Source organism: Butyrivibrio sp. WCE2006, assembly GCF_000701985.1.
GTDB lineage: Bacteria > Bacillota > Clostridia > Lachnospirales > Lachnospiraceae > Butyrivibrio.
Genome location: NZ_JNKH01000079.1, coordinates 1 through 3547, shown reverse-complemented (window position 1 = coordinate 3547; position 3547 = coordinate 1). Strand labels below are relative to the sequence as shown.

3 protein-coding genes are annotated in these 3547 nt (G+C 38.8%); all 3 read left to right on the top strand.

Going from position 1 to position 3547, the window contains the following annotated elements:
* The first annotated feature begins 461 nt into the window (after positions 1-461).
* Positions 462-1889, top strand: coding sequence for an AAA family ATPase (locus T501_RS19225; RefSeq protein WP_026512085.1), 1428 nt, complete (start codon positions 462-464; stop codon positions 1887-1889).
* A 40-nt stretch (positions 1890-1929) separates the two neighbouring features.
* The gene (locus tag T501_RS21675) at positions 1930-2103 is read left to right on the top strand and encodes a GNAT family N-acetyltransferase (protein WP_155831570.1); all 174 of its coding nucleotides are present in this window, start codon (positions 1930-1932) and stop codon (positions 2101-2103) included.
* 334 nt (positions 2104-2437) lie between these two features.
* Entirely contained in the window at positions 2438-3271 is an 834-nt protein-coding gene (locus T501_RS19215; protein ID WP_044917118.1) for a transporter substrate-binding domain-containing protein, read from the top strand.
* Positions 3272-3547: the final 276 nt, after the last annotated feature.

Genomic DNA, 3547 nt, shown 5'->3' with positions numbered 1-3547 from the left:
GGTTCGAGCCCTGTAGGCCCCATTTTTGTGCATAACTATAAATAGATATAACATTTGACGCTTATTTTGGGAAACATCCTAAGATAAGCGTTTTTGTTATTTAATAGGATTAGGGTGTCAAAAGGTAACTTATCTCTGGCATGTTGTAAAGATCTGCATTATATCAATTATTCTGGCATATTTGCTCCTTAGAAAAAAGAGCTGAATTTCTGATATTACCAATATGTTGATAAAAAATAATCTTAAAAGCATGACCATTATTTTTTCAGTATGATAACAATTTGTGCAGGTTTATGTAAGCAGCTCGGATTGAGGGACCGTTGTCTGGTTCTTGAAAAAAATAATAAAGAGTGGTATATTTGCAATATAATTCAGCAGATTATAAGGACGATGTTTGCTATAATCTGCTGAAATTGGTATTTAAAAGTGCATTTCAGCAGATTATAAGGGAATAGCTCGTTATGAATGTAATTGGAAGAGAAAGAGAACAGGATATTTTGGCGCAGTGCCTTGAATCTAAAAGACCGGAATTTTTGGTAGTATTTGGGCGCCGTCGAGTAGGAAAGACTTTTCTTATTAAAGAGTATTTTAATGAACGCTTTTCGTTTTATACAACAGGTATTCCTGACGAGAAGACGCGTAACCAGTTAAAAGCTTTCAATGAATCGCTTAAATATTTTGGTGATAAGACAGGCACTATTCCTAAGGATTGGTTTGAGGCGTTTAGTCGTTTAAGAGCGATACTTGAAAATGAGGATGTACAGAGAGATTATTCAAGTGGGAAAAGAGTCGTTTTTTTGGATGAGGTTCCCTGGATGGATACTGCAAGATCAGATTTCAGGTCTGCTTTTGACTTTTTCTGGAACAGCTGGGCATCTTCGCAGAAGGATCTTCTGCTAATAGTATGCGGTTCTGCCACATCATGGATAATAAATAATATTTTAAACGATGTGGGAGGCTTTCATAACAGAGTAACAAAGCAGATGCACATGTATCCCTTCAGTCTTGGGGAATGCGAGCTTTTCTTTAAAAACAACGGAATCAGCCTGGGCAGAGATAAGATTATTGAAAGCTATATGATATTTGGGGGAATACCATATTATCTGAATCTGTATGACAGGAGACTGAGCCTTGCCCAGAACGTTGACAGTCTTATTTTTGATGAGCGGGGAGATCTTCATCATGAATATGAGCATCTGTTCCGGTCATTGTTTAAAAAGGCAGACAATCACATAAAGATAATTGAAACCATGGCAGAACTGAAACGAGGACTCCAAAGGACAGAGCTTGTCCAAAAGTCCGGGGTATCTGATGGTGAAGGGCTAACAAAAGCAATCCGTGAACTTGAACAGTGTGGTTTTATCAGACAGTACAATAATGTAACAACGAGTAAAACGGGATACTTTTATCAGGTGATTGATCCATTTGTGCTCTTTAGTTTGCATTTTATTCGTGATAAAAAGATCAAGTCTTGGCAGACATTCATTAAATCACCAGAGTATTATGCCTGGAGGGGGAATGCTTTTGAAATCGTTTGCCTTTTGCATGTTCCACAGATAAAATCAGCTCTTGGGATTGCAGGGGTTGAGAGCTCGGAATACTCTTGGAAGAGTAAAAAGAAAACAGGAGGTGCTCAGATAGACCTTTTGATAGACAGGGCAGATGACGTAATAAATCTATGTGAGATGAAATGTACTGATAAGGAATTTGAAATAAGCGGTAAATACAAGGAAGACCTTATAAACAAGGTCGATACTTTCATCGAGGAAGTACAACCGGACAAGTCAGTTCATATCACACTGATAACGTCAAATGGCTTTAAAAAGAATGAGCATGCGGAGGTTATACAAAACATAGTTAGTCCTGATAAGTTGTTTATGGGAATATGATTGTGAGAGAAGGAAGCCTTGATGGAGCAGGAACAATTTGATGGATCATGTGCTAAGTGACATTAAAAAAGCAGGATACTCTGAAGTTGTGCTATGGGTATTTAGAGATAATGTCCATGCCAAAGTTTTTTATGAAGCAAAGGGTTTTGAATTTACCGGTATTTCACAGCCGGCGTTTGGTACTGAAGAAGTACTATATTCACGTAAGTTATAGGATAAGCTTGGCAAGGGATATACCATCGATGAGATCATTGACGATGTTACCTACCGCATAGAAGACCATCTGGGAAACAGATATCCTACCATGGCTGCAATGTGTGCGGCCTATGGTGCAAAAGCATCTACCTACAGGGGCAGGATCCGTGCCGGGAAGAACAAGGAGGAAGCTCTGACAGAGAAAACTAGTTGATGCTTTACTTAGTAGAAAAAGGGTACTTAAATCCTAAACGCAACATATAGTTGTGAAAAAAATAAAGAATCCACCATATCATGGCATATAATTGTCAGAAGATATGACTGATAGGGGATTAAATCGATAGAGGAAATTTATGAAAAAGAATGTTCAGTCTGTGATAATAATGGTTGTACTATCATTGGGAATAATAGCAGGATGTGGGAGAAGTTCGGATATTACTGATTCCGCATCTGTTCTTGGCGGTATAAAAAATAGTGGAGTTCTGAAAGTGGGTACTGCCGGAGATTACCAGCCGATGTCGTATCTTGATCCAGAAACTGATACATATGTTGGTTTTGATGCAGAGCTGGCAGAGGATCTTGCTGATGCTCTTGGCGTAGAAATTGAGTATGTGGAAACATCCTGGCCTACGCTAATGGAAGATACGCAGGCAGGAAAATTTGACCTTGCAATCTGTGGGATAACCATAACTGATGCCCGTAAAGAGCAGGCCCTTATGTCTGAGGGATATCTTGAGAATGGAAAGACTGTACTGTGCCGGGCAGAGGATGCGGATAAATATATCTCTATTGAGGCTATAAATCATCCAGAGGTACGTGTGATGGAAAATCCAGGAGGACTGAATGAGAAGTTTGCCCGCGAGAACCTTCCGGATGCCACTCTCATAATTCATGATGTGAATCAGGAAATTCCGGGACTTGTTGCTTCTGGAGAGGCAGATGTGATGATCACGGAAATCATGGAGGCTGGCTATTATGTTGGACAGGACAGTCGGCTTGCTGCTCCTCTCATATATGAACCATTTACTAATGGACAACTCGGGGTACTTATGCCAAAGGGATCTGAGGATCTTTTGGAATATGTAAATAAGTTTCTTGAAAAAGAGAAAGCAGAAGGCAGAATCAATGAGCTTTCTGATAAATATATCTATCGTTTCATTGAGAAAGAAATGGATGACGCAGCTTAGTGTTAGATAATGGTGTCTTGGGTAAAGACATGAAAATATGTTTTTTTGTGGGGGTGGAGAGCATATGCTAATATCCTGGTATTGTGTTGAATTTCTAAAACCGAAAAAGCCCTATTCTAAAAGTCTGTAGCAATTTAAGAATTCCTTAATAATTTTTCTTAAAAAAAGTGTTGACTTTATATTCTCAGAATGATAATCTAACTGAGCCTTGAGCGACAAGCCAAGACAAAGCACTTTGACAATGAAATAGTAATGCAACCCTGAAAATTCCAAAAA